Annotated in this window: 22 protein-coding genes; 11 read left to right on the plus strand and 11 right to left on the minus strand. The window is 64.5% G+C overall.

Going from position 1 to position 26552, the window contains the following annotated elements; genetic code table 11:
• Positions 1-282 precede the first annotated feature (282 nt).
• The 3 genes from dapF to AC628_RS04810 all read left to right on the plus strand — a co-directional run bounded on the left by dapF (position 283) and on the right by AC628_RS04810 (position 6175).
• A complete protein-coding gene (gene dapF, locus AC628_RS04800) occupies positions 283-1161 on the plus strand; it encodes a diaminopimelate epimerase (protein WP_074125600.1) in 879 nt (292 codons plus the stop codon).
• A 5-nt stretch (positions 1162-1166) separates the two neighbouring features.
• Positions 1167-2438 carry a tRNA (N(6)-L-threonylcarbamoyladenosine(37)-C(2))-methylthiotransferase MtaB gene (gene mtaB / locus AC628_RS04805; protein WP_074125601.1) on the plus strand — a complete coding sequence of 424 codons (1272 nt, stop codon included), beginning with the start codon at positions 1167-1169 and terminating at the stop codon, positions 2436-2438.
• A 269-nt stretch (positions 2439-2707) separates the two neighbouring features.
• Positions 2708-6175, plus strand: a complete 3468-nt coding sequence (locus AC628_RS04810) for an ATP-binding protein (RefSeq protein ID WP_074125602.1) — start codon at positions 2708-2710, stop codon at positions 6173-6175.
• A gap of 166 nt (positions 6176-6341) precedes the next feature.
• Here AC628_RS04810 and AC628_RS04815 read toward each other — a convergent pair whose 3' ends face one another.
• Positions 6342-7481, minus strand: coding sequence for a DUF2336 domain-containing protein (locus AC628_RS04815; RefSeq protein WP_074125603.1), 1140 nt, complete (start codon positions 7479-7481; stop codon positions 6342-6344).
• Positions 7482-7586: 105 nt separating this feature from the next.
• A complete protein-coding gene (locus AC628_RS04820; protein ID WP_074125604.1) occupies positions 7587-8288 on the minus strand; it encodes an RluA family pseudouridine synthase in 702 nt (233 codons plus the stop codon).
• A 49-nt stretch (positions 8289-8337) separates the two neighbouring features.
• On the opposite strand from AC628_RS04820, the gene ftsY reads away from it, so the two are divergent.
• Entirely contained in the window at positions 8338-9285 is a 948-nt protein-coding gene (ftsY, locus tag AC628_RS04825; protein WP_074125605.1) for a signal recognition particle-docking protein FtsY, read from the plus strand.
• A 37-nt stretch (positions 9286-9322) separates the two neighbouring features.
• A complete protein-coding gene (locus AC628_RS04830; protein WP_074125606.1) occupies positions 9323-9922 on the plus strand; it encodes a septation protein A in 600 nt (199 codons plus the stop codon).
• 178 nt (positions 9923-10100) lie between these two features.
• Here AC628_RS04830 and AC628_RS04835 read toward each other — a convergent pair whose 3' ends face one another.
• The 6 genes from AC628_RS04835 to ccmA form a co-directional block, all read right to left on the minus strand.
• A complete protein-coding gene (locus AC628_RS04835) occupies positions 10101-10478 on the minus strand; it encodes a ComEA family DNA-binding protein (RefSeq protein WP_074125607.1) in 378 nt (125 codons plus the stop codon).
• Positions 10479-10647: 169 nt separating this feature from the next.
• A complete protein-coding gene (locus tag AC628_RS04840) occupies positions 10648-11241 on the minus strand; it encodes a DsbE family thiol:disulfide interchange protein (protein WP_074125608.1) in 594 nt (197 codons plus the stop codon).
• A complete protein-coding gene (gene ccmD / locus AC628_RS04845) occupies positions 11238-11417 on the minus strand; it encodes a heme exporter protein CcmD (RefSeq protein ID WP_083632584.1) in 180 nt (59 codons plus the stop codon). Before ccmD ends, AC628_RS04840 begins: the two co-directional genes overlap by 4 nt.
• Before the next feature lie 2 nt (positions 11418-11419).
• Positions 11420-12223: a heme ABC transporter permease gene (locus AC628_RS04850; RefSeq protein ID WP_074125610.1), complete on the minus strand. Its 804-nt coding sequence runs from the start codon at positions 12221-12223 to the stop codon at positions 11420-11422.
• 64 nt (positions 12224-12287) lie between these two features.
• Positions 12288-12956, minus strand: coding sequence for a heme exporter protein CcmB (ccmB, locus tag AC628_RS04855; RefSeq protein ID WP_074125611.1), 669 nt, complete (start codon positions 12954-12956; stop codon positions 12288-12290).
• 329 nt (positions 12957-13285) lie between these two features.
• Entirely contained in the window at positions 13286-13888 is a 603-nt protein-coding gene (ccmA, locus tag AC628_RS04860) for a heme ABC exporter ATP-binding protein CcmA (RefSeq protein ID WP_074125612.1), read from the minus strand.
• Positions 13889-14130: 242 nt separating this feature from the next.
• On the opposite strand from ccmA, the gene acnA reads away from it, so the two are divergent.
• The 3 genes from acnA (at position 14131) to AC628_RS04880 (ending at position 19115) form a co-directional block, all read left to right on the plus strand.
• Positions 14131-16851, plus strand: a complete 2721-nt coding sequence (gene acnA, locus AC628_RS04865) for an aconitate hydratase AcnA (RefSeq protein ID WP_074125613.1) — start codon at positions 14131-14133, stop codon at positions 16849-16851.
• Between the two features lie 202 nt (positions 16852-17053).
• Positions 17054-17815, plus strand: coding sequence for a DUF1223 domain-containing protein (locus AC628_RS04870; protein WP_074125614.1), 762 nt, complete (start codon positions 17054-17056; stop codon positions 17813-17815).
• Between the two features lie 928 nt (positions 17816-18743).
• Entirely contained in the window at positions 18744-19115 is a 372-nt protein-coding gene (locus tag AC628_RS04880) for a DUF2794 domain-containing protein (RefSeq protein ID WP_050400886.1), read from the plus strand.
• A 225-nt stretch (positions 19116-19340) separates the two neighbouring features.
• Here the strand turns inward: AC628_RS04880 and AC628_RS04885 are convergent, their stop codons facing one another.
• The 3 genes from AC628_RS04885 to AC628_RS04895 all read right to left on the minus strand — a co-directional run bounded on the left by AC628_RS04885 (position 19341) and on the right by AC628_RS04895 (position 23665).
• Positions 19341-20132 (minus strand): Bax inhibitor-1/YccA family protein, encoded by a 792-nt coding sequence (locus AC628_RS04885; RefSeq protein ID WP_050424276.1) that lies wholly within the window; start codon positions 20130-20132, stop codon positions 19341-19343.
• A 234-nt stretch (positions 20133-20366) separates the two neighbouring features.
• Positions 20367-22949: an ABC transporter permease gene (locus tag AC628_RS04890; RefSeq protein ID WP_074125616.1), complete on the minus strand. Its 2583-nt coding sequence runs from the start codon at positions 22947-22949 to the stop codon at positions 20367-20369.
• On the minus strand, positions 22946-23665 hold the full coding sequence (locus AC628_RS04895) for an ABC transporter ATP-binding protein (protein ID WP_074125617.1): 720 nt from the start codon (positions 23663-23665) through the stop codon (positions 22946-22948). Before AC628_RS04895 ends, AC628_RS04890 begins: the two co-directional genes overlap by 4 nt.
• A gap of 55 nt (positions 23666-23720) precedes the next feature.
• On the opposite strand from AC628_RS04895, the gene AC628_RS04900 reads away from it, so the two are divergent.
• The 3 genes from AC628_RS04900 to zapE all read left to right on the plus strand — a co-directional run bounded on the left by AC628_RS04900 (position 23721) and on the right by zapE (position 26422).
• Positions 23721-24380 (plus strand): arylesterase, encoded by a 660-nt coding sequence (locus tag AC628_RS04900; protein ID WP_074125654.1) that lies wholly within the window; start codon positions 23721-23723, stop codon positions 24378-24380.
• Between the two features lie 168 nt (positions 24381-24548).
• Positions 24549-25085 (plus strand): RNA 2',3'-cyclic phosphodiesterase, encoded by a 537-nt coding sequence (gene thpR / locus AC628_RS04905; protein WP_074125618.1) that lies wholly within the window; start codon positions 24549-24551, stop codon positions 25083-25085.
• Between the two features lie 149 nt (positions 25086-25234).
• On the plus strand, positions 25235-26422 hold the full coding sequence (zapE, locus tag AC628_RS04910) for a cell division protein ZapE (RefSeq protein WP_074125619.1): 1188 nt from the start codon (positions 25235-25237) through the stop codon (positions 26420-26422).
• The last annotated feature ends 130 nt before the right edge of the window (positions 26423-26552 follow it).

Consider the following 26552-nt stretch of genomic DNA (forward strand, 5'->3'; position numbering starts at 1 on the left):
CGGCCGGCGACTGGGCAGGCGCCGGGCTTGCCAATGCGATCGCGGCCAAAGGGAGCAGCGCGACCAGGGCCGCGCGGAGCGTGTTGATACGGTTCATTGATACTTCTCCATCCCCTTCCTCAGACGGCCGCTCGATCTGTCCCGGCGCGCGCGGTCCGCGAGGTGCGATATTCCTAACACGCGAGTTCTGCATTCGTCCCATGACAGATGTGTCATAGGGCCATTCAGACTGGCCTTCCGGCCACCACTCGCCATATAACCGGGCAGAATTTGGGAAAATCGATGAGCGCGCTCGCCAATCACGCATTCGCCAAGATGAACGGCATCGGCAACGAGATCGTCGTCGTCGACCTGCGCGATTCCGAAGGTCGGGCACAAGTCTCGGCGGCGGAGGCGCGCGCGGTGGCGTCGCCGGCCGGAGCGCCCTATGACCAGTTGATGGTGCTGCAGCCGCCACGGCTCGACGGCACCGAAGCGTACATCACGATCTACAACAATGACGGGTCGGAGGCCGGGGCCTGCGGCAACGGCATGCGCTGCGTGGTGCGGCGGATCTTCGAGAAGACCGGCCAGACCACGGCGACGTTCCAGACCCGCGCCGGCCTGCTCAATTGCTGGCAGGGGCCGGCGCCCGATCTCTACACCGTCGACATGGGTGCGCCGAAGTTCGGCTGGCAGGACATTCCGCTGGCTGAGGAATTTCGCGACACCCGCTACATCGAGCTGCAGGTCGGGCCGATCGACAATCCGGTGCTGCATTCGCCCTCGGTGGTCTCGATGGGCAACCCGCATGCGATCTTCTGGGTCGATGACGTCAATGCCTATGACCTCGAACGTTTCGGGCCTCTGCTGGAAAACCATCCGATCTTCCCGGAGCGCGCCAACATCACGCTGGCCCATATCGTCGATCGCGATCACATCACGATCCGCACCTGGGAGCGCGGCGCCGGCCTGACCAGGGCCTGCGGCTCGGCGGCCTGCGCCACGGCGGTCGCGGCGGCGCGGCTGAAGCGCGCCAACCGCATCGTCGAGATCACGCTGCCCGGCGGCAAGCTCGGCATCGAATGGCGCGAGCGCGACGATCACGTGCTGATGACCGGCACCGCCGATTTCGAATATGAGGGCCGCTTCGATCCGGCGCTGTTCGCCAGCGTAGCTTAATTGCGATGGGCGTCGATGTCGTCACCTTTGGCTGTCGCCTCAATTCGTTCGAATCCGAAGTGATTCGGCGCGAGGCCGAGCAGGCGGGACTTTCCGACACCATCGTCATCAATAGCTGCGCTGTCACCAATGAGGCGGTGGCGCAGGCCCGGCAGTCGATCCGCAAGCTGAAACGCGAACGCCCCGAGGCGCGCATCGTGGTCACCGGCTGCGCGGCGCAGACGCAGAGCCGGATGTTTGCCGAGATGGCCGAGGTCGATCGCGTCGTCGGCAATGACGAGAAGATGCGCGGCGACGCCTGGTGCGCGACACGTTCAGCATTCGATATCGGCGCAAGCGAGAAAGTCGCGGTCGCCGACATCATGGCGGTGAGGGAGATGGCACCGCATCTGCTCGACGGATTCGAGCGCGGCCTGCCGCGGGTGTTCGTGCAGGTGCAGAACGGCTGCGACCATCGCTGCACCTTCTGCATCATCCCCTATGGTCGCGGCAATTCGCGCTCGGTGCCGATGGGCGCCGTGGTCGACCAGGTCCGCACGCTGGTCGAGCGCGGCCACGTCGAGATCGTGCTGACTGGCGTCGATCTCACGAGTTATGGCGCCGACCTGCCCGGCGCGCCGAGGCTCGGCCAGTTGACCCGCCAGATCCTGCGCCATGTGCCCGAGTTGAAGCGGCTGCGCATCTCCTCGATCGATTCGATCGAGGCGGATCGTGATCTGCTCGATGTCATCGCCGACGATGCGCGGCTGATGCCGCACCTGCATCTGTCGCTGCAGTCCGGTGACGACATGATCCTGAAGCGGATGAAGCGCCGCCATTCCCGCCGGGACGCGATCGATTTCTGCGCGCAGGTGCGCCGGCTTCGGCCCGATATCGCGTTCGGCGCCGACATCATCGCGGGCTTCCCGACCGAGACTGACGAGATGTTTGCGCGCTCGCTCGATCTGGTCGAGGAATGCGATCTCACCTTCCTGCATGTGTTCCCCTATTCGAAGCGCCCCGGCACGCCGGCCGCCCGGATGCCGCAGGTCGCAGGCGGCGCGATCCGGGAGCGCGCGAAACGCCTGCGCGCAGCCGGCGAAGCCGCGCTGGCGCGACGGCTTGCGGCGGAAGTCGGCGCGACCCGCGGGGTGCTGATCGAAAGCGATAGGCAGGGCCGCACCGAACATTTCCTGCCCGTCGCGATCGATGGCGATGTGCCCGGCGTGGTGCGCCGGCTTGTGGTGACAGGCCATGATGGTGCCCGTCTCGTTGGGTCGTGCGACGACGCCACCTAGAGCACGATCCGAAAAGTGCGAAGCGGTTTTCCTCGCGACAAACGCGGAGCGTTTGCGGGAAGATCATGGTTAAACAACGAGCTGAAGCGCGATGTCCGGTCGATCATCCAGTTCGCTCAACGGTGTTGCAAGAGGGCAGAGCGCCTCCTTGATCGGCCTGGGTCATTGTTTTCACGCTTTGTGAACGCGTCCAGTCTGAGGTAAACCATGCTCCGGCCTCGTCGTATGAGGCCCGTAGTCGCCGATCGCCCGCAGTCGGACGGATCACCATGCCGGAGAAACAGCCAAGCGCGGATATGGAGGCTGCTCTCAAGCACTGGCTCGAAACCGTTGACCTCGGCCAGTACAGCGAGCTCTTTGTGCAGCATCGTATCGGTTTGGACGTCCTGCCCGATCTGACCGAGCAGGATCTGATCGAACTTGGACTTCCACTCGGAGATCGCAAGCGCTTGCAGCGCGCGGTCGCTTCCCTGACCCGTTCAGCAAAAAGTGCGGCCGGCAGTCGGAGCGATGTAGAAAGCGTAGCGGCGAGCGCCGAGCGGCGCCAGCTCACCGTGATGTTCTGCGACATGGTCGGATCGACCTCGCTGTCCGAACAGTTCGATCCCGAAGACGTCCGCGACATGATCGCGAGCTTCAGGGAAAAGTGCGTCAGCGTGGTCAAGCGGTACGAAGGCTTCGCGGCGCGCTACCTCGGGGACGGCATTCTGGTCTATTTCGGCTATCCGAGCGCCCATGAGGATGACGCAGAGCGGTCGGTGCGCGCAGCGCTCGAAATTGTGCGGAGCCTGTCGACGGCGAGAGCGAATGACGTCCACGGAGTCGCCAGTCATGGGCCCAGTGTGCGCATCGGGATTGCGACCGGCCTTGTTGTCGTCGGAAATCTGGTTGGGCGGGACACCGAAGAGCGCGATTCAGCAGTCGGCGAGACGCCAAATCTGGCTGCCCGTCTGCAGACCCTGGCACCTCCAGACGGCGTCGTCATAGCGTCTTCGACGCAAGCCCTGCTGAAAGGAAAGTTCGACTACCAGGACCTCGGATTTCACGCGCTGAAGGGGATATCCGCGAGGGCTCGGGCCTGGCTCGTAGTTCGACCCTCCCGCGCGGAAACGCGATTTGCGGCAGCCATGGGCCCCAGACTGACGCCGCTGGTCAACCGCACCGAAGAGGTGGCGTTGCTGCTCACGCGCTGGCAGCAAGCGAAAGCCCGTGCGGGCCAGGTCGTGCTGCTGACGGGCGAGCCGGGGATTGGAAAGTCCCGGATCGTCCAAGAGCTGCGGGAGCGGATCGCAAGCGATCCGCATGGACAGGTTTCGTTCCAGTGCTCTCCGTATTACAGCAGCACCGCCTTTCACCCCTTCATCGAGCAGCTCAAATTCGCGCTCGGCCTTGATGGCGAGAACGCATCTGCGCTGTGGCTGACAAACCTCGAAGCTGATGTCGCCGCCTCGAACGGAAATGCGGAGACAGTGGTACCGATCCTTGCGGCATTGCTTTCAATTCCCACCGGGGATCGATATGCAGCCCTCGATCTCTCGCCGCAACAGCAGAAGGATGCGACCGTTGCCGCGCTCGTCAACCGTCTGCTCGCGCAAGCACGCAAGCAGCCGCTGCTGATCGATTTTGAGGACGTGCATTGGATCGATCCCACCTCGCAGGACGTGCTCGATCTCCTGGTGGAGAACGTTCGCAACGCGTCGATCCTCATCGTGGTCACCGGTAGATCGGAGTTTCAGCCCGGCTGGACCGGTCACGCGCATACCATGACTGCGAACCTGAAACGCCTCGGTCGACAAGTCCGCACGACACTGGTCGAACGCGTGGCGGGAGACAGGCAACTCCCCCGGGAGGTGGTCGAGGATATCATCGTCAAGACGGATGGTGTGCCACTCTTCCTTGAAGAACTGACCAAAGCCGTCCTTGAGTCGGACGTCCTGACCGAGCAGCATGGACACTACGTCTTGTCCGGTCCATGGCATCAGCTCGCGATTCCCGCAACACTGAACGATTCCCTCATGGCCCGCCTTGATCGGATGGGGCCGTTCAAGAAAATCGCGCAGATCGGCGCCACCATCGGCCGTGAGTTTTCCTACGAGATCCTTTGCGCGGTTGCCGATGCGCCAGCGGACCAGATCGAAGCTGCCCTGGACCATCTGGAGGCGGCCGGATTGATCGTCCGCTTCGGTTTCCTGCCGGAGGCGTTGTACTCATTCAGGCATGTGATGATCCAGAATGCGGCGCATGAAAGCCTGTTGCACAGGGAAAGACGAACGCTGCATGCGAACATCGCGCGTGTGCTGGCCGATAAATATCCGGAAAAGACCGAACGCGAGCCGGAACTCCTCGCCTACCACCTGACCGAATCTGGCCAGAGCGAGCCGGCCGCGAGTTTCTGGCTCAAGGCAGGCAAGCAGGCCGCCATGAAGGGCGCCACTTTGGAGGCGATCGGCCATCTCCGTCGTGGGCTTGCCGTTCTGCAAGCCTCGCCCGGCATGCAGGGCCGAAACGAGTCCGAGCTCGAGCTTCGCATCGCCCTGGGCACGGCCCTGATCGCGGCCAAGGGATATGCCGTGCAGGAGGTCGAGGAAAATTATGTTCGAGCGCTCGAGCTCGGCCGGCATCTCGACGACAAGGCGAAGATCTTTGCGGCGACGCGCGGACTTTGGGTGTGCCATTTCATTCGCGGCGATCTCGCGCGGGCGCATGAGCTGAGCGCAGAGCTTCTGAAGTTCGCGAGGCGCGAGGCATTGAACCGAAAAATATCTCAGGCGCAACAGACCGGATATCTGATCGAGGCGCATCGGGCGATTGCGATGACCATGCTGTACCGCGGGCGATTTGTCGCCGCCGAACATCATCTTCGGCGCTTCAGGAGCCTGTACAGTCCGGAACTGCATGGCGCGCTCACGGCAACGCACGGCATCCACCCTGGCGTCGTCTCGCTGTCGTACATGGGATATCTCTTGTGGTTTCTCGGCCATCCTGACGCGGCGCGCCAGTATAGCCAGCAGGCCATTTCGGAGGCTGAAAACCTTCGCCACCCATTCACGCTGTCGTTTGCTTTGACTTTCGGCGCTTACGTTTGCCAGCATCTCCGCGATGTCGAAGGGACCCGCGATTACACCAACAGGGCACTAGCCTTGTCATCGGAACACGGCTTCCTGCATTGGAAGCATCAGACGACCATCCTGCGAGGATGGGCGATGACCGAGCTTGGAGATGTCGATGAGGGATTGAACCAGATGCGAATGGGCATCGACGGCTACGAGGACATGAATGCCTGGCTCGCCAGTTGCTGGTTCAGGAGCCTGCTCGCGAAGGCTTTTGCAAGTGCCGGCTTGCTGGATGCTGCCTTGCGCGAACTCGACACCGCATCGGCGATCGGCGGAAGAACGGGAGAGCATTTTTACGAAGCCGAGATCTATCGGCTGCAAGGTGAGATGACCCTCAATTACGCGAAACCATCGTCCGTCGAATACGCCGAGCGATTATTCCTCGCCTCGGTCGAGCTGGCGCGCAGGCAAAGCGCGCGGTCCTTTGAGCTGCGGTCAGCTGTCAGCCTGGCGCGCCTATGGCGGCATTCCGGCAAACACGCGCGAGCGAGCGAGCTGCTCCTACCCGTCGTCCGAACGTTCACGGAAGGTCTGCTTACGTCCGACGTCAAGGAAGCGCTCGAGCTGGCGAATGAACTTGGCGCGGAAATGCCCGGAGATCATGAATGGAGCAGGCGTGACTGAGGCTACCGAGGTACCCTAGGGCGGGCGACCCAGTACGCCGCGGCCTCTCGATTCAAGCTCCGGTGTCTCTGCATGCGCGGGTGATGACACCGAGAGCGTGGCTGTTTGACAGGTCACGTCGGAATGGGGCCGCGTCATCGCGCATGATGTACTCGGCGTGACGCACTCAGTGCGTGCGTCCGCCGGGTCTTGCAGGCTGCGACGAGCGAACCTGCCAGAATCGCAGCAGGCGATCGGCGTTTTCGCGGGTCATTTTCGTGAACTGGCCTTTCGCATGGGCGAGCTCGACGGGGCCCATGGAGCCGGTCGTGTACCGGCATTCCATCACCGCGGCGGTGGTTTCCCAGCTCAGGCCAGCCGCGCGGCACGGCACCAGCAGGCCCTCACTGCGCAGGCTTTGCATCAGCGAGCGGATCACCTCGATGCTCGACTGCGCAAGATCCGCCAGCGCGACGACGGTCTCTTCATATTTTCGCTGCCTGGCAAAGCCGAGCAGGGCCGCCTCGTCGAGCTCGCCGCTGTCTTTGAGCTTGGCGATGTGGCGCCTGGCCGCGGTGAAATCGCGGACCTGCGACATATCGCGCTCGACGCCGGCGGCGACCGCGGCGATCGCGTGCCGGATTTCCTCGAACAAATACGGCGGGGCGCGTTCCAGCAGACGGCCGCGAACCTCTTCCGTCGCGCGGCGCAGGAGCTGAAGGCGGAGCTCCGACGGCAGGTCGGCGCGGATGCCGGTCTCGACGGCGAGGACCGGATCGTACTCGGCCTGCGCGAGGATGACGGCAAATCCGTCCGGCGATACCTTGGCGCCGGGATTGCTGACCAGGCGGTGGCTCACGCTGGCAAAGCGACGCGCCAGAAGCGCATCGGTGACGACTTCCTTCAACCACCAGCGGCCGGCGACGGCGAGCAGATGCTGCTCGCTCTTGGTCTGCGCGATCTCGACCAGGTCGTCCGCGCTGAGCCGCGACGACTCCTGCAGAACCGGCCGCGCGATCCTGATCTCGTCATTGCCAGCGAGACGGCGAATGATCGCGGGCGGAGCCTGGGTCACCGGTGCGAGCTGCTCGCTGATGTCGGTGAGCGCCATCCGGGCGCTGATGTCGGCGAGCGCCCTCAGCTCGATGGTCTTGACCAGCCGATCAAGCACGTTGTCGAACAGCTCGACCTGCTCGCTGTTGAAACTGCCGGCGGAGGCGAGGAAGAGGTCGGTGACGCGCTTGGCGCTCGCGATGCATTTTTCGGCGGAGCCGGCGCGTATCGCCGCCTCGACTTCGTCGATAATTGCCTGCCCGGCAGTCAGCATTGCTCGTCCTGAGCCCGTCGTGATGCGCTTTTCTAAGCCGCCTGCAGGACTATCGGACGAGGCTGAAAGTTCCGTAAAGGATAATGGTCCGTAAAACCCCGGAGATCACTGGCCGGTCCAGCCGCAGGCCCTGAGCCGCTGCCACATATGCTCCGGCGCCGGTGCGACCACATGGACCGGGTCCTTGTTGCGGGAAATCGGGATGCCGATTTCGCGGGAATGCAGATGCAGGGTCGGTTCGCCGAAGCGGGGGCCATTGCCATAGATATTGTCGCCGACGATCGGCCAGCCCATCGCCGACGCATGCACCCGGAGCTGATGGGTGCGGCCGGTGACCGGCTCCATCGCCAGCCAGGCGAGACCGTCGCCGCGTCCCAGCACCTTCCAGTTGGTGATCGCCTTCTGCCCGTCCGGATCCGGCTTCTGCCACCAGCCGCGCTCGGCGTTGAGCCGGCCGAGCGGCATGTCGATGGTGCCCTCGTCCTCGGCGGGGCCGCCCTCGACCACGGTCCAGTAGGTCTTCGAGATCTTGCTGTGCTTGAACAGCAGCCCGAGCGAGGCGGTCGCCTTGCGGTGACGTCCGAGGACGAGGCAGCCGGAGGTGTCCTTGTCCAGCCGATGCGCCAGCACCGGCGGCCGCGGCAGGCCGAACCGCAACGCGTCGAAGGAGGCCTCCAGATTGGGGCCGCCCTTGGGGCCGCGATGCACCGGCATGCCGGCCGGCTTGTCGATCACCAGCATCAACCCGTCACGGTGGAGCACCCGGCCCAGGATTTCTTCCGCGGTCAATTGGGGAACATCGATCAATTCGTCGAGACTTTCGTTTGTGAGCCGAAACGGCTAACACGTCCGCGCCATGAACGATACCACTGCAGGAACTCCAAAACAGAGCTGGTGGCAGCGCCTGAAGGGCGGCCTGAAGCGGACCTCGAGTTCGATCGGGACCGCGGTCGCGGACCTCGTCACCAAACGCAAGCTCGATTCGGCCATGCTCGATGACATCGAGGATGTGCTGCTGCGCGCCGATCTCGGGACCGATGTCGCGGTCCGCATTGCGGAGGCGGTCGGCAAGGGCCGCTACGACAAGGCGATCTCCGCCGACGAGGTCAAGGACGTCGTCGCGACCGAGGTCGAGAAGGTGCTGGCGCCGGTGGCGAAGCCGCTCGAGATCGATGGCTCGAAGCAGCCGTTCGTCATCCTGGTCGTCGGCGTCAACGGCTCCGGCAAGACCACGACGATCGGCAAACTGTCAGCCAAATTTGCCGCCGAGGGCCGCAAGGTCATGCTGGCCGCCGGCGACACCTTCCGCGCCGCCGCGATCGAGCAGCTGAAGGTCTGGGGCGAGCGCACCAAATCGCCGGTCATCGCGGGCGCCCAGGGCTCGGATTCGGCAAGCCTCGCCTTCAGCGCGCTGACCGCGGCCAAGGAGCAGCAGCGCGACGTGCTGCTGATCGATACCGCCGGCCGGCTGCAGAACAAGTCCGAGCTGATGAACGAGCTCGAGAAGGTCGTGCGCGTCATCAAGAAGGTCGATGCATCGGCGCCGCACGCGGTGCTGCTCGTGCTCGATGCCACCGTGGGACAAAATGCGCTGTCGCAGGTCGAAGCGTTTCATCGTACGGCAGGCGTCACCGGCCTCGTGATGACCAAGCTTGACGGCACGGCGCGCGGCGGCATCCTTGTCGCGCTGTCGGAGAAGCACAAACTGCCGGTGCATTTCATCGGCGTCGGCGAAGGCGTCGAGGACCTCGCGCCCTTCACGGCGAAGGATTTTGCCAAGGCGATTGCCGGGATCGAGGCATGACCTCGAAAATCATGCCTCAAACCAACACAGAGAATTAATGGACAAGACCCAGCCGCATCCGCTGTTCAAACTTGCGACCGAGCTCGGGCCGCTGCTCGTGTTCTTCATCGCGAACGCCAAGTACCATCTGTTCGTCGCGACCGGCGCATTCATGGTGGCGATCGTCGCGGCGATGATCGCATCCTATGTGGTGACCAGGCACGTGCCGATCATGGCGCTGGTGACCGGCGCGATTGTGCTGGTGTTCGGCACGCTGACATTGGTGCTGCACGATGAGACCTTCATCAAGGTCAAGCCGACCATCATCTACGGCCTGTTCGCGGCCGTGCTCGGCGGCGGGCTGTTGTTCGGGCGCTCCTTCATCGCCGTGATGTTCGACCAGATGTTCAACCTGACGCCGCAGGGCTGGCGCATCCTCACCATGCGCTGGGCGCTGTTCTTCGCCGGCATGGCCATCCTCAACGAGATCGTCTGGCGCACCCAGACCACGGATTTCTGGGTGAACTTCAAGGTGTTCGGCGTGACGCCGCTGACCATGATCTTCGCCATCGCGCAGATGCCGCTGACCAAGCGCTATCACCTGGAGCCGGTCTCGCTGGAAACCAGCGAGGCCGACGCCGGCGATTTGCGGAAGTAGATCGAAACGCAGCGCGGGCAATTGCGCCGCGCTGCGTTCGAGGTCTCAAAGCGCGATGAGATTGGGTTGAATCGGCATCGCGCTTTGGCTTCGTGTTTGAGCATGATCTCCGCGCAAACGCTTCGCGTTTGTCGCGAGGGAAAACCGCTTCGCACTTTTCCGGATCATGCTTCAGAGCTCAGCTCCTCTGCTTGGCGACGATCTTGTCCTTGATCTTGTCGTAGGTCGCCTGCGGCAGGATGTTCTTCTGCACCAGTTCATCCTTGCCCTTGTAGGGGCGGCCCTTGATGATCGCGGCCGAATAGGCCTTGCCGACGCCAGGCAGCGCGTCGAGCTGGTCGGCGCTGGCGCTGTTGATGTCGAGCAGGTCGTCCTTCGCCATCCCCGTCGTCTTCGCGTCGGGTGCCGCCGTCTTCGGCGCCGGCGCCATCTTGCCGGTTTCCGATTTGGTGGCGGGCGTAGCCGGCTGAACGCTCTGGGCTATCGACGGCGTGGCCGTCAGCATGCCGAGCGTAAGCGCGGTGGCGAGCAGTGAAGCGAGCGTGGTCTTGCGCATATGTCCCCTCCAAAGGAACGTTGATGTCAACGCTGCTGAGTTGGGGTTGCGTTCGTGGCGTTGCCGTGGCCGCGAAATGAACCGCAGATAAACGTGTCGAATTATTTTGTCGCAGGCATTTCGCTCGCCATTCACCAGCGGTTCACGGCACCGCTGAATGACGATGCGCTTACTGTCCGGCGCGCAGCGCCTTCTCGATCTCGGCCTTGAGCACGCTGTTGACGTTCTCGTGCGTCACCGGTCCGACCAGCTTGTAGATGATGGTGCCCTCGCGTCCGACCAGGAAGGTCTCGGGCACGCCATAGACGCCCCATTCGATCGAGGCGCGGCCGTTGCCGTCGACGCCGACGATGCCGAACGGGTTGCCGTAGCGGCCGAGGAAGCGCCGCGCGTTCTCGGGCGAGTCCTTGTAGTTGATGCCGATGATCTGGAAGCGCTTGTCCTGGCCGAGCTCGGTCAGCAGCGGCGCTTCGTCGTGGCAGGGTACGCACCAGGACGCCCAGACGTTGACGACCGAGACTTTGCCCTTGAACGCGGCGGGATCGAGACCGGGGACAGGTGCGCCGTCCTGCACCAGCCCGTCGAGCGCGGGCAGCGCGGTCTGCGGCGCCGGCCGTCCGATCAGCGCCGACGGAATCCGCGAAGGATCGCCGCCATAGAGCCGCAGCAGGAACAGCCCTGCGAGGCCGAGGAAGATCAGCAGCGGCAGCACCACCAGCAGGCGGCGGGCTTGCGGCGGGCTGTTGGTCGCCTGTTCGCTCATCTGATATCCGCCGCGCTGCGGCCGGAGCGGCGCATGACGCCGCTGGCCTCGATCTCCTTGAGGCGTGCCTGCTGGCGGCGATAGTCGGCGATGATCCAGACGATCAGGAGCAGCACCACGGCTGCGACCAGCGCATAGGACGTCACGATGAAGGAAGCGTAGGGACCAAGCGACATCGTCACGCCGCTCCAATTTCTTTCGAGGCGCCGGCATCACGCGAGCCGGCACCCGCCTCGCTCGTGAACGAGACGCGGCTGGCCTGCATCATCTGCAGGCTGCGCACACGCCGGCGCAGGATCTCGTTGCGCATCGCCGCGAGGTGCAGGGTGATGAACAGCAGCGAGAACGCGATCGCCATCACCAGCAGCGGCCACAGGAACGCCTTGTCGAGCGTCGATCCGCCCATCCGGAGCACGGATGCCGGCTGATGCAGCGTGTTCCACCAGTCGACCGAGAACTTGATGATCGGGATGTTGATCGCGCCGACCAGGGTCAGCACCGCCGCCGCCCGTGCCGCGCGCGAGGGATCCTCCACCGCGCGCCACAGCGCCATCAGGCCGAGATACATCAGGAACAGGATCAAGACCGAGGTCAGCCGCGCATCCCACTCCCAATAGGTGCCCCACATCGGGCGGCCCCACAGCGAGCCGGTGACGAGCGCAAGGAAGGTGAAGGCGGCGCCGATTGGAGCTGCGGCTTTCGCGGCGACGTCGGCGAGCGGGTGCCGCCACACCAGCGTGCCGAGCGCAGCCACGCTCATGACGCTCCAGACGAACATCGACAGCCAGGCGTTCGGCACGTGGATGAACATGATCTTAACCGTGGCGCCCTGCTGGTAGTCGTCGGGCGCCATCGCCGACTGGTAGAGCCCGATCGCGAGCAGGAACGCGGTTGCACCCGCGAGCCAGGGCAGGATGCGCGCGGTCAGCGCCAGAAACCTGGTCGGGTTGGCGAGGTCGGTCAGCGTCTCGGTCAGCTTCATGGCACCCTGATAGTCGTCCGCTGTGAGCGAGGCAATTGGCCGAATTCCCCTCGGCGAGATTTGATCAGTCCAGCCCGTGCCGCAGGCTCGCGGCGGCCGCAAACGGGCCGATCACGAGGCTGGCAAGCGACAGCGCGCAGAGGATCGAGAACGGTGTTCCAAACGGCAGCGGCCCCGAAATCGCCGCCTGCGAGGCCGCGACGCCGAAGATCAGCACCGGGATCGACAGCGGCAGCACCAGCACCGCCAGCAAGAGGCCGCCGCGATGCAGCGTCACCGCCAGCGCTGCCCCGATCATGCCGGTGAAGGTCAGTGCCGGTGTTCCCGCCAGCAGCGTGGCTCCGACCGCAAGCGTCGCGGTGCCGTCGAGATTGAGCAGCAGGCCGAGCACCGGGGTTGCGACGATCAGCGGCAGCCCGGCGGCGATCCAATGCGCCAGCGCCTTGGCCGCGCAGGCGAGTTCCAGCGGTGTCCGGCTCATCACGATCAGGTCGAGCGAGCCGTCCTCATGGTCGGCCGTGAACAGCCGGTCGAGGGTCAATAGGCTCGCCAGCAATGCGCCGAGCCACAGGATGGCGGGGCCGAGCCGCGACAGCAGCGCGAGATCGGGCCCCACCGCAAACGGCATCAGCACCGTGACGGTGAGGAAGAACAGCACGCCGATCAGCGCGCCGCCGCCGACGCGCAGCGCAATGCGGATGTCGCGGCGGATCAATGCGGCCAGCGCGCTCATGCCGCGCCTCCGTGTTGATGGCCGTGTGAGCCGATATCGTGCCGCGCGACTGGTGCGCTCCCTCCCCCACGCAACCGGGGTTTACCCCGGTTGCTCGTCGTAAGTTTGCGCAAGTCGGGCAGGCCCGACTTGCGTCGGGGGGAGGGCTGGGGAGAGGGGTGGCCCCGGGCGAGATCGTCGGCAGAGATGTCGCTTTTGCAATCTCGGTCGCTTGACGTTGAAGGTTGTGCGGGGAGCGCGTGCCGTGTGGCACCCCCCTCCCTGACCCTCCCCCACAAGGGGGGAGGGAACGGAGAGACCGGTGCTCGGCGCTGAGACGTGCTGCTTGCTCATACCGTGCCTCCCATCCGCAGGTCGCGCGCTTCGATGCCGAGCGGCAGATGGGTCGCGGCGACGATCAGGCCGCCGCTGGCCAGATGGTCGCGCATCAGGGCGACGAACAGCGCCTGTCCGGCCGTATCGAGCGCCGATGTCGGTTCGTCCAGCAGCCAGACCGGCCGCCGCACCGAGAGCAGGCGCGCGATCGAGAGGCGGCGGCGCTGGCCCGCGGAGAGGTAGGCCGCCGGCAGATGCGCGGCGTGGTCGAGCCCCACGGCGGCAAGGCACCGGCCGGCATCCTCGGTCTTGCCGCCGAGGAATTCCCGCCAGAAGGAAAGATTTTCCGCGACGTTGAGCGCCGGCTTCAGGGCATCGCGGTGGCCGAGATAGTGGGCCTGCTCGGGCAGGCTGAGCTCGGCGTCGCCGCCTTCGAGCGCGACCGTCCCCTCGGCTGGAACCAGGAGCCCGGCGAGCACCCGCAGCAACGAGGTCTTGCCCGCGCCGTTAGGGCCGGTGACGGCGAGCGCCTCGCCGGCCGTAGCCGAAACGTCGAGGCCGGAAAACACCTCGCGTCCGCCGCGCACGCATTTCAGATTTCGTCCCGAGAGCCGCATGGTTCGTCTTGTCACAGCCCTCTGAAATCTTTCGCTACCGCGTGAGAATTTTTGGGTCGCGCGATGCCGGCGCACGCTTGTCGGTGTGGCGGTGCCTCTAGAAAGGTTCTATAAGCCCGGAACTTGATGCAGCACACACAATCGGCGGCCGCAACCCACCCCCCGGGCCATCCCTCGGCCAGTGTCGTTCGCCGGTGTTTAGTTACCCTTGCCGGGTATAACTGAGAATTGGGATTCCTCGTATGACCTCACTCGACAGCTTCAAATGCCGCAAGACCATGAAGGTCGGCGCCAAGTCCTACGTCTATTACAGCCTGCCCCAGGCAGAGAAGAACGGACTGAAGGGTATTTCGAAGCTGCCGTACTCGATGAAGGTTCTGCTCGAGAACCTGCTGCGCAACGAGGATGGCCGCACCGTCAAGAAGGAAGACATCGTCGCGGTGTCGAAGTGGCTGAAGAAGCGCCAGCTCGAGCACGAAATCGCATTCCGTCCAGCGCGTGTGCTGATGCAGGATTTCACCGGCGTCCCGGCCGTGGTCGATCTCGCGGCGATGCGCAACGCGATGCAGAACCTCGGCGGCGATGCCGAGAAGATCAATCCGCTGGTGCCGGTCGACCTCGTCATCGACCACTCGGTGATCGTCAACTTCTTCGGTGACAACAAGGCGTTCGCGAAGAACGTCACCGAGGAATACAAGCAGAACCAGGAGCGCTACGAGTTCCTGAAGTGGGGCCAGAAGGCGTTCTCGAACTTCTCGGTCGTGCCGCCCGGCACCGGCATCTGCCACCAGGTCAATCTCGAATATCTCGCCCAGACGGTCTGGACCAAGAAGGAGAAGATGACGGTCGGCAAGAAGACCGGCACCTTCGAGGTCGCCTATCCCGACTCGCTGGTCGGCACCGACTCGCACACCACGATGGTCAATGGCCTTGCCGTGCTCGGCTGGGGCGTCGGCGGTATCGAGGCCGAGGCCTGCATGCTCGGCCAGCCGCTGTCGATGCTGCTGCCCGAAGTGGTCGGCTTCAAGCTCAAGGGCCAGCTCAAGGAAGGCGTCACCGCGACCGACCTCGTGCTCACCGTCACCCAGATGCTGCGCAAGCTCGGCGTGGTCGGCAAGTTCGTCGAGTTCTTCGGCCCCGGCCTCGACTATCTCTCGGTCGCGGACAAGGCGACCATCGGCAACATGGCGCCCGAATACGGCGCGACCTGCGGCTTCTTCCCGGTCGATGCAGCGACCATCGATTATCTGAAGACCTCGGGCCGCAAGGCCGATCGCGTCAAGCTGGTTCAGGCCTATGCCAAGGCGCAGGGCCTATTCCGCACCGCCAAGTCGACCGACCCGGTGTTCACCACCACGCTGACGCTCGATCTCGGCGACGTCGTGCCGTCGATGGCCGGACCGAAGCGTCCCGAAGGCCGCATCGCGCTGCCGGCGGTGTCGACCGGTTTCGCGACCGCGCTGGTTGGCGAATACAAGAAGCCCGAGGGCGAGCAGAAGCGCTACGCCGTCGAAGGCCGTGACTTCGATCTCGGCCATGGCGACGTCGTGATCGCGGCGATCACCTCCTGCACCAACACCTCGAACCCGAGCGTGCTGATCGGCGCCGGCCTTTTGGCGCGCAAGGCGGCCGCCAAGGGCCTGAAGGCCAAGCCGTGGGTGAAGACCTCGCTCGCGCCGGGCAGCCAGGTGGTGGCCGAATATCTCGCCAATTCCGGCCTGCAGGCCGATCTCGACAAGGTTGGCTTCAACCTGGTCGGCTTCGGCTGCACGACCTGCATCGGCAACTCCGGCCCGCTGCCGGAGGACATCTCGAAGTCGATCAACGAGAACGGCATCGTCGCCGCCGCGGTGCTCTCCGGCAACCGCAACTTCGAAGGCCGCGTCTCGCCCGACGTCCAGGCGAACTACCTCGCCTCGCCGCCGCTGGTCGTCGCGCATGCGCTGGCCGGCACCGTGACCAAGGATCTCGCAGTCGAGCCGCTCGGCATCGGCAAGGACGGCAAGCCGGTGTTCTTGAAGGACATCTGGCCGACCGCCAAGGAGATCAACACCTTCATGAAGAAGTACGTCACCGCGACGATCTTCAAGAAGAAGTACGCCGACGTGTTCAAGGGCGATACCAACTGGCGCAAGATCAAGACCACGGAAAGCGAGACCTATCGCTGGAACATGGGCTCGACCTATGTGCAGAACCCTCCTTATTTCGAAGGCATGAAGAAGCAGCCGGACCCGGTCACCGACGTGGTCGACGCGCGGATCCTCGCGATGTTCGGCGACAAGATCACCACCGACCACATCTCGCCGGCCGGTTCGATCAAGCTGACCTCGCCCGCCGGCAAGTTTCTCAGCGAGCACCAGGTGCGTCCCGCCGACTTCAATCAGTACGGCACGCGGCGCGGCAACCATGAAGTGATGATGCGCGGCACCTTCGCCAACATCCGCATCAAGAACTTCATGCTGAAGGGTGCCGACGGCAATATTCCGGAAGGCGGTTTGACCAAGCACTGGCCCGACGGCCAGCAGATGTCGATCTACGACGCCGCGATGAAGTATCAGGCGGAAGGCGTGCCGCTGGTGGTGTTCGCCGGCGCCGAATACGGCAACGGCTCCTCGCGCGACTGGGCCGCGAAGGGCACGCGTCTGCTCGGCGTGCGGGCGGTGATCTGCCAGAGCTTCGAGCGCATCCATCGCTCCAACCTGGTCGGCATGGGTGTGCTTCCGCTCACCTTCCAGGACGGCACCTCATGGTCCTCGCTCGGCCTCAAGGGCGACGAGAAGGTCACGATCCGCGGGCTGCAGGGCGATTTGAAGCCGCGCCAGACGCTGACTGCGGAAATCGTGTCCGCTGACGGTGGCAAGCGGGATGTCCCGCTGCTCTGCCGCATCGATACACTGGACGAGCTCGATTACTATCGCAACGGCGGCATCCTGCATTATGTGCTGCGCAAACTCGCGGCCTAAGGCCTTTTGTTTGAGCATGGTCCATTCGGGCCATGCTCCAACGCGGATTTGTGATCGGTGCCTCACTGCTTAGTGAGTAGCGGCTAAAAAGAAGGCGGCCTATGAAAAGGCCGCTTTCTCGCGTTTTGGGGCACGCAAGTTCAGGGACAGACTTCATGCTCCGTACAATTACGGATGGAAATCATCACGACTGGTTCGCAGTATGACAGCGATGATGGCCTATAATTCGATCTCGCGATGGTCCAGTGCGCTCGGTATCTGCGCGATCGTCGCGATCATCCGCCCCGCTCACGCCGATCCGCGTGCTGTCGTTGAACTCTTCACCTCGCAGGGATGCTCGTCCTGTCCGCCCGCGGACAAGATCATCGGTGATCTCGCCAAAGACCCCAACGTCATCGCGCTCAGCATGCCGATCGACTATTGGGACTATCTCGGCTGGAAGGACACGCTGGCCGATTCCCGCTTCAGCGCGCGCCAGAAAGCCTATTCCCACATGCGCGGCGATCGCGACGTCTACACGCCGCAGGCCGTGATCAACGGCTCCGCGCATGTCATCGGCAGCGATCGCGCCAGCATCGAGGACGCCATCGAGAGCACCGAGAAGAGCGGCACCGTGATGTCGGTGCCAGTGACGATGACGCTGACCGGCAAGCAGATCAACGTGTCGGTCGCGGCGTCGAAGTCGCCCGCGGTGTCGCGCGGCGAAGTCTGGATCTGCTCGATCTCGAAGTCGGTGCCGATCTCGATCTCGCGCGGCGAGAACCGTGGCCACGAGATCACCTACCACAATGTGGTGCGCAATCTGCTGAAGGTTGGTGACTGGAACGGCTCGTCCGGCAGCTGGACTGTGCCGCTGGAGAACATCACGCGCGATGGCGTCGATGCCGCCGCGGTGTACGTCCAGGACGGCAATCGCGACAAGCCGGGCCCGATGCTCGGCGCCGCATTCACCTCGCTGCACTAGCGCGTTGCTGCGCGTTAGTCGCGTCGTTGAGCCGCACGCAGCTGCCGTGCAGCCTTTGCGTGGCGGCGAACATGCATTCAGAAATCTGCTGCAATGAAAGCGCCGAGGCTTGCGAGCCTCATCGCGCTGGTCGAGCAGGCCCCAAAAACAAAAAGGACCAACTTTCGTTGGCCCAGTGTTGGGATTTAACTCCCCTGCGAACAGGCCCGATCCCGACGGCCCCGGGGGGCTGGGGGCTGAGGAATCCGGAACCGAAAGGACCGGGCCAACGCAGGATTTCCTTTTCGCAGGGCAGCGGGGCGGGCGATGGGCGGAAGTGGGGCAGCAATATGATTCCGCTAACGTTCCCGTGAATCTTTTGGCGCGGCCCTGATTCAATCCCGCGGGGCCTAATTCGTGTTTGGGCGGCTTAATTCAAGCGGCCAGCCCCCTGGCTCTCGATTCCCGATCTGAACCAAGTACCGCAGCCGGTATTGTTTCAGCGGGAATTACTGAGGAGGAAGCCATGACGAAAGTTTTGGCGCTTGTTGCTGCGGTCGGCCTTATGGCCGCGACGTCTTCAACCGGCTACGCGCGCGGCGGAGGGGCCTCAATGGTCGCGCCCGGAACATCGTTCCATACACGTGGAGCGGTTGCAGGCCATCCGGGAGCGTCGGGTTATGCGCCGGGTCATTTGTTCCGCGCGCATGGTAGCCTTCGCGGCCATCCGGGCGCTTCGGGCTACGCGCCCGGACACAGGGCTATGAGGTAACGAAGCCGGACCAAGGCGCAGATGGCGGGGGCCGGACTTGCGATGGCGTCGTCAGTCACCGACTGGGCACTTGCGGCGCCCCGCGCTTAGCGCGATCATGTCACTCTCGTGGCGATCCCGAAGCAGGGGGCACCAGCCTTCGGAACCGATCGTCACCGGGATGACAGGAGGCGCTCGATGAGTTTGATCTCGGAGGACACCGATCCGAGCGGGAGCCGTGCCGCGGCGCGCCCCGCCGCCGCGACACCCCAGCCCAACCGCGTGACATTCAATCGACTTGAGCTCAACCGCATTCTCAATCTCTACGGCCGCATGGTCGCCGACGGCGAGTGGCGCGACTATGCGATCGACTTCCTGAAGGACCGCGCCGTGTTCTCGGTGTTCCGGCGCGCCTCCGAAATGCCGATCTACCGGATCGAGAAGGATCCGCGGCTGGCGCGCAAGCAGGGCATGTACAGCGTGATTTCGGCGACCGGCCTGATCCTGCGCCGCGGCCACGAACTCGAGCGCGTGCTGTTCGTGATCGACCGCAAGCTGTCGCTGGTGTAGGCCGCGCCGGCCAGCTTCGTAGCCCGGATGCAGCGAAGCGCAATCCGGGGGCTGTCCCCGCGGATGATGCTGCCCCGGATTACGCGGAGTCCGTCATCGGGCGCGCGTTCGCGCGACCCGTCGGCTTCATCCGGGCTACGCCGTCTCTGATCTCATCCTTTCCACGCAAAACAAAAGCCCCGGCCGTGCGGCCGGGGCTTGGATCCGTTTGCCTTGCTCGGGCGCTTAGTCGCGCTGGCCGAGCAGCTGCAGCAGCAGCGTGAACAGGTTGATGAAGTTCAGGTAGAGCGACAGCGCACCAGTGATTGCCGCACGCTCTGCCATCACGCCGCCCTGCGAGGCGTAGCCGTAGATGTAGTCGTTCTTCAGCCGCTGGGTGTCCCAGGCGGTGAGGCCCGCGAACACCAGCACGCCGACGATCGAGACGATGAACTGCAGCGCCGAGCTCGCCAGGAACAGGTTGACCAGGCTCGCGATGATGATCCCGATCAGGCCCATGAACAGGAACGAGCCCATGCCGCTCATGTCACGCTTGGTGGTGTAGCCGTAGAGGCTCAGCGCACCGAACGTCGCCGCGGTGATGAAGAACACGCGCACGATCGAGGTGTGCGTGTACACCAGGAAGATCGACGACAGCGACAAGCCCATCAGCGCCGAGAACACCCAGAACAACAGCTGGGCGGTCGCAGGCTGCAGGCGGTTGATGCCGGCCGAGATGACGAACACCATCGCAAGAGGGGCGAGGATGAACAGCCACTTCAGCGGGCTTACGAACATCGCGTAGCCGAACTGCGTCAGATAGGCGTTGCCGAACTTGGCGACGGCGGCCGACTGATCGGTGGTCACCGCGCCCATGTAGACGCCGAGCGCGGCCAGGCCGGTGATGGCGAGGCCGATGCTCATGTAGTTGTAGATGCGCAGCATGTAGGCGCGCAGACCGGCGTCGACGGCCGCAGCGTCAATGCGCCCGGCGGCCCGGCCGAAAGGAGAAGCGTAGTTGCGGTCTAGGTCCGACATGGTCGAATTCCCGTGGTTGGTCCCGGTGGAGCGCAAGGGATTTGCGGCGCCGGTTATAAATCTATCTCAGATGGCTCGGTTTGCGGAGCATTAATTCCGTGTCATTCAAACCGACTATCCGACCCGATTGGTATGTGGGAAATTAACACATCCGACGCAAGCTTCCACGCGCGGCCGAATGTCGCTCTGGCCTAGCATGACAGGCAAAAATGGCGCTTCCGCCGCTACAAATTGTCACAAATTCCGCAACACCGAGGCCGGCTTCTGGTTCAGCGCGAGCAGCGTCCCGGCCAGCCCCAATCCGACGGTGACGACCAGCGCGGCGGCCACGACCAGGGCGGCGCTGCCGGCCTGCCAGATGAAACTGAGCGTCATCAGCCGCGTCACGATCAGCCAGGCCGCGACCGAGCCGGCGATCACGCCGAAAATCGCGGTTGCAAAACCGATCATCAGATACTCCAGCGCGTAGGCGCCGAGCAATCGCACCCGTGTGGCACCGAGCGTCTTGAGGATCACGGCATCATAGACGCGGTGGCGATGCCCTGCGGCGAGCGCGCCGCCCAGCACCAGGATCGCCGAGATCAGCGTCACGGCGCTGGCGCCGCGGATCGCGAGCACGAGGTTGCTGACGACGCTGCCGATGGTCTCCAGCGCCTCGCGGACCCGCACGCTGGTCACCATCGGAAATGCGTCGGCGACCTGCTTGATGATGCGCGCGTCGTCGTTAGGGCTGGCAGGTTGTTCCGTCAGGGTCGCGACGTGGCTGTGCGGCGCGCCCTTGAAGGCGTTCGGCGAGAACACCAGCACGAAGTTGATGCCGAGGCCCTGCCAGTCGATGTTGCGCAGATTGGCGATCTTCGCCGGCACATCGCGGCCGAGCACGTTGACCACGATCTCGTCGCCGATCTTCAGGGACAGGCCGTCGGCGATCTTCTTCTCCATCGAGACCAGCGGAGGCCCGCTGTAGTCCGGCCCCCACCATTCACCCTCGACGATCTTCGATCCCTTGGGAATTTCACCGGTATAGGTCAGGCCGCGGTCGCTTTGCAGCACCCACTCGGAATCGACCGACGGCTTGAGCTGGTCGGCCTTGACGCCGCGCGCGGCGACGATGCGCCCGCGCAGCATCGGCACGTCCTCGACGGTCGAGCCGGCGGCGATCTGCGCCAGGAAGGCATTGAAGCGGTCGGCCTCGGTGGAGGGAATGTCGATGAAGAAGAACGACGGCGCCCGTTCCGGCAATGCGGCCAGGAATTGCCGGCGCAGATTGCCGTCGATCTGGGTGATGGTGACGAGCACGGCGAGCCCAAGGCCGAGCGACAGTACGACCGACGGCGTCAGCGCGCCCGGCCGGTGGATGTTGGCGATGGCGAGCCGCAGCATGGTCATGCGGCTGCGCGGCAGCCGCCGTGCCACCGCCATCAGGATCTCGGCAATCCCGCGCAGCAGCAGGAACACCGCGATCGAGGCGACGACGAACACGGTGGCGACCCGCTTGTCATAGGCAAGCCCGATCGCGACGCCGATCAGCAGCGCGACCACCACGGCCATCAGCGCAAGATAGCTCCAGCGCGGCCGGTGCCACTCGCTGGCGACGGTCTCGCGGAACAGCGCGGCGACCGGCACGTCGTGGACCCGGCCGAGCGGCCACAGCCCGAACGCCAGCGCGGTGAGCTGGCCGTAGATGAAGGACAGCGCGAGCTCGTCGGGATGCAGGGCCGGCACCACCGGCAGCGGCAGCAGCTTGCCGAACAGGCCGACGATGACGAAAGGCAGCGCGGCGCCGAGCACGAGGCCGATCACCGAGCCGATCCCGGCCAGCACCACGACTTGCGTGCAGTAGATCGTGAAGACGTCGCGGCCGGTGGCGCCGAGCGCCTTGAACGAGGCGATGACGTCGCGGCGGCGGTCGATATGGCTCTTCACCGCGTTGGCGACGCCGACACCGCCGACCAGGAGCGCGGCAAGACCCACGAGGGTCAGGAACTGGGTGAAGCGGTTGATGGTGCGCTCGAGCTGCGGCGAGGCGTTGCTGCGGCTACGGACCTCCCAGCCGGCCTCCGGTGCTGCGGCGCGCGCGCCGTCGATCAACGCGGTGGTGGCGCGATCGTCGTTGGCGCCGTCGGGCAGCTTTACCCGGTAGATCCAGCGCACCAGGCTGCCGGGCTGCAACAGGTCGGTGGCGCGCAGGCTGGCTTCGCTGATCAGGAAGCGCGGGCCGAGGCCGACGCCGCCGGCGAGCTTGTCGGGCTCGGCCGCCACCACGCTGCGGATCTGGTAGGTCGCGCTGCCGATGGTGACGCGGTCGCCGAGCTTCAGGTCGAGCCGCGCCAGCAGGGTCGAGTCGGCAGCCGCGCCAAAAACGCCGTCGCGCTCAGTGAGCAGATCGGCGATCGGCATGTTCGGCTCGAGCGTCAGCTCGCCGAGCATCGGATATTTGCCGTCGACCGCCTTGAGCTCGACCAGCGCCAGCTTGCCGTCGCCGCTGCGCGCCATTGCGCGGAGCGTGGCCGCAACCGAAACCTCGCCGCGGGTGCGCAGGTAGGCGACCTCGTCGGGCTTGGCCTCGCGTGAGATCAGCGAGAACGCGACGTCGCCGCCGAGCAGCGTGCGGCCCTCGCGCGACAGGCCATCGCCGAGACTCGCGGCGACCGAGCCGACGCCGGCAATCGCCATCACGCCGAGCGCGATGCAGGCGATGAACACGTAGAAGCCGCGCAGGCCGCCGCGCAATTCGCGCAGCGCGTAACGGAAGGCAAGCGACGACGCGCGGCCCTGGGTACGGACCTGCACCGCGACTTCGGACGCGATGCTCATGTCGTGGATTGTCCGTCGATGCGGCCGGAGCGCAGCCGCACCACGCGGTCGCAGCGCTGCGCGAGCGCGAGATCATGCGTCACCAGCACCAAGGTCATGCCGCGCTCGGCGTGCTTGGTGAACAGCAAATCGACGATCTGCTTGCCGGTCGTCTCGTCGAGATTTCCGGTCGGCTCGTCGGCGACCAGGATCGCCGGATCGGGCGCGAGCGCACGTGCGATCGCGACGCGCTGCTGCTCGCCGCCGGAAAGCTGCGTCGGATAGTGATGCAGCCGTTCGCCGAGACCGACCGATTGCAGCTCCTGCGCGGCGCGCGCGGCGGCATCGGGATTGCCGGCGAGCTCGAGCGGCACCGCGACGTTCTCCAGCGCGGTCATGGTCGGGATCAGATGGAACGACTGGAAGACGATGCCGACCTGGCGGCCGCGGAAGCGCGCCAGCGCATCTTCATCGAGGGCATTGAACGAGGTGCCGTCGACGACCACCTCTCCGCTGTCAGGACGTTCAAGCCCCGCCATCACCATCAGCAAGGTCGACTTGCCCGAGCCCGACGGGCCGATCAGGCCGATGGCCTCACCCGCTGCCACACGAAGGCTGATATCTTTCAGGATATGAACCCGTGCCGCGCCGGTGCCGAGCGAGAGATTGACGTTCCTGACGGCAATGGTGTCCGGCTCGACGTCGGTCAGTGAAGAGGATTCGATGAGACTGTCCATGGTTCGGTCATATGGCACTTCCGCGGCTGCGGTCGAGGCCCGGTTGAGAATCTTCGTGCACATACTCGTGTTGCTTATGGGCTTGATGACGACGGCCAGCGCGCAGACGCCAGACCCGGAGAAACCTCCCGGGAAAGCTTCCGCGAAACCGATCAAAATGGTGGTTCTGGGCGATTCCCTGAGCGCCGGTTACGGCCTTCCGGCCGAGGCGGCCTTTCCGGTCCGGCTGCAAAAAGCCTTGGAAGCCAAGGGGATAAAGGTCGACATGACCAACGCCGGGGTGTCGGGCGACACCGCCTCGGGCGGCCGTGAGCGGCTCGACTGGTCGGTGGCCGACGGAACCGATGCGGTGATTGTCGAGCTCGGCGCCAACGATGCCTTGCGCGGCATCGATCCCGCGGTGACGCGTGCCGCGCTCTCGGACATCATCACAAAGTTGCAGACGCGCAAGATCGCGGTGCTCTTGTGCGGCATGCTCGCGCCACCGAACTATGGCAGTGAGTATGCGGCGAAGTTCAACGCGATCTATCCGGATCTGTCGAAATCGCTTGGCGTGCCGCTCTATCCGTTCTTCCTCGACGGCGTTGCTGCTAATCCGAAGATCAATCAGGCCGACGGCATGCATCCGACGGCGGAAGGTGTGGACATCGTCGTGAAGAACATGCTGCCCACGGTGGAGGCATTTCTCGGCGCATTATCAGGGCAACGCAGTTGAATCGCGGGCAGTGCGCCGCGTTGTGTCCGTAGGTTTACGAGCTGTTAACGCCTCATGCTTCGCAGAGTCACATATCTCGGGTACAAATAGGCATCGGTGATTCGTCACCGGGGTCGTTATAGGCGCGGGCTCCCAAAACTCGCGCCACTGCATCGGAGGGTTCTTGCGATGCCGCGTTTGTTCACTGGACTGGAAATCCCGGCCGAAATTGGCCAGACGCTTTCCAATTTGCGTGGCGGCCTTCCTGGCGCACGCTGGATCGATCCCGAAAACTATCACGTCACTCTGCGCTTCATCGGCGACATCGATGGCATGTGGGCCAACGAGATCGCGACGATGCTGTTTCGGGTGAACCGCAAACCGTTCGAGGTCAAATTGCAGGGCCTGTCAAGCTTCGGCGGACGCAAGCCGCGCGCGGTGGTTGCCGCCGTCGAGCCGAGCCGGCCGCTGATCGAACTGCAGGCCGAGCTCGAGCGGATGATGCAGCGGATGGGGCTCGATCCCGAGGGCAGGAAATTCACACCACATGTCACGCTCGCGCGTTTGCACGACGCGTCGAGCCAGGACGTCGCGGATTATCTGTCCGTGCGCGGCTACTTCCCGAGCCGCACCTTCCTGGCGGACCGCTTCGTGCTGTTCTCGTCGCGTGCGTCGACAGGCGGCGGCCCCTACGTGGTCGAGGATGCTTACGAGCTCTGCGCGTAAGGCCTCCTAAGATCACGGTTTGAGGCGCCGGCGAGGCGCGTGCGGTCGGCCATGGTATGCAAGGGTTCGCGCTTGCATACCTGCTGCATGCCCATTGGCACAATTCACGGCTTGCAATTTGCCGCGCACTAGGGCCGTAAGGTGGGCTGATGCTGTCCGCCTCGCCCAGTTCGTTCCTCGAACACTACAAATCCCTGGTCGCCTCCGGCGCGATCGAGGCTGATCCCGCGCAGGCCGTTGCCGCCGATGCGTTCGGCGCGCTGGAGGAGCGGCTCGCGAGCTACAAGCCGCAGCGCAAGCAGGGTCTGTTCGGGCGGCTGTTCGGCGGCGACAAGGACGACAAGCCGCCGCGCGGGCTCTACGTCCATGGCGAGGTCGGCCGCGGCAAGACCATGTTGATGGATCTGTTCTTCCAGCAAAGCACGGTCGAGCACAAGCGCCGCGCGCATTTCCACGAATTCATGGCCGAGGCGCATGAGCGCATCTACGGCTACCGCCAGCAGATCGCGCGCGGCGAGATCGCGGACGGTGACGTGATCGCGCTCACCGCGCAGGCGATCTTCGACGAAGCCTGGCTGCTCTGCTTCGACGAATTCCACGTCACCGATATCGCCGATGCGATGATCCTCGGGCGGCTGTTCGCAAAGCTGTTCGATCTCGGCACCGTCGTGGTCGCGACCTCGAACGTCGCGCCTGACGATCTCTACAAGGGCGGTCTCAATCGCGCGCTGTTCCTGCCGTTCATCGCACAGATATCAGAACACATGGACGTGCTGCGGCTCGATGCGCGCACCGACTTCCGGCTGGAGAAGCTCGTCGGCGTGAAAATGTGGCTGGTGCCCGCGGACGATGCGGCCGATGCCGCGCTCAACGCGGCCTGGCGCAAGATGACCGGCAATGCGCCGTGCAAGGCGCGCCTCATTCCGATCAAGGGACGCATCCTGAACGTGCCGTGCTCGGCGCACGGCGTCGCGCGCTTCAGCTTCATGGATATCTGCGAGAAGCCGCTTGCCGCGTCCGATTATCTGAGGCTTGCGCACGACTACCACACGATCCTGATCGACCATATTCCGGTGATGGACTACGCCGAGCGCAACGCCGCCAAGCGCTTCATCTCGCTGATCGACACCCTCTATGACAATGCCGTGAAGCTGATGGCCTCCGCCGAGGCCGATCCGGTGTCGCTGTACCTTGCTGAGGAAGGCGTCGAGGCGATGGAGTTCAAGCGCACGTCCTCGCGCCTGATCGAGATGAGCTCGGAGTCCTACCTGGCTTTGCCGCACGGCCGGAAGGATTCGTCGGCGAGCGGTTCGACGACCGGACTGGTCGAGACCTGACATTCGGCCTGATATTTGGTCTCGAAATTTGCTCTTGCCCGCGGCCCGGTTCGGAGCAACTTTTCGTGTCTCCGGGCGGACGTTGCTGGCATGCCTGACCGAATTGCAGGCAGGGCCCGCAATCGGGCAG

Origin of the sequence: Bradyrhizobium sp. NAS96.2 (assembly GCF_001908235.1) — a bacterium.
GTDB lineage: Bacteria > Pseudomonadota > Alphaproteobacteria > Rhizobiales > Xanthobacteraceae > Bradyrhizobium.